Genomic DNA, 624 nt, shown 5'->3' with positions numbered 1-624 from the left:
AGGTCGATGCACTTGTTGATGCTGATTCAGATGCTGATATGCTTGCACTTGTTGACGCTGATTCAGACGCTGATGTGCTTGCACTTGTTGACGCTGATTCAGATGCTGAGGTCGATGCACTTGTTGACGCTGATTCAGACGCTGATGTGCTTGCACTTGTTGACGCTGATTCAGATGCTGAGGTCGATGCACTTGTTGATGCTGACTCAGATGCTGAGGTCGATGCACTGGTTGACGCTGACTCAGATGCTGAGGTCGACGCACTTGTGCTTGCTGACTCAGATGCTGAGGTCGATGCACTGGTTGACGCTGATTCAGATGCTGATGTCGATGCACTTGTTGACGCGCTTGTGCTTGCTGATTCAGACGCTGATGCCGATGCACTTGTTGACGCTGACTCAGATGCTGATGTCGATGCACTTGTTGATGCTGATTCAGATGCTGATGTGCTTGCACTTGTGCTTGCTGATTCAGATGCTGATGTCGATGCACTTGTTGACGCTGAGGTCGATGCACTTGTTGACGCTGATTCAGATGCTGAAGTACTTGCACTTGTTGATGCTGACTCAGATGCTGATGTCGATGCACTTGTTGACGCTGACTCAGATGCTGATGTTGATGCGC

1 protein-coding gene is annotated in these 624 nt (G+C 49.8%); it reads left to right on the top strand.

Translation table 11 applies throughout. From position 1 onward, the window contains the following. On the top strand, positions 1–624 hold a 624-nt coding region (locus tag QM917_RS10600; RefSeq protein WP_414285735.1), incomplete at both ends, for a hypothetical protein.

It is taken from the genome of Streptococcus infantis (genome assembly GCF_047460685.1).
In the GTDB taxonomy this organism is placed as follows: Bacteria; Bacillota; Bacilli; order Lactobacillales; family Streptococcaceae; genus Streptococcus; species Streptococcus infantis_AD.
This window is presented reverse-complemented; position numbering and strand designations above follow the sequence as displayed.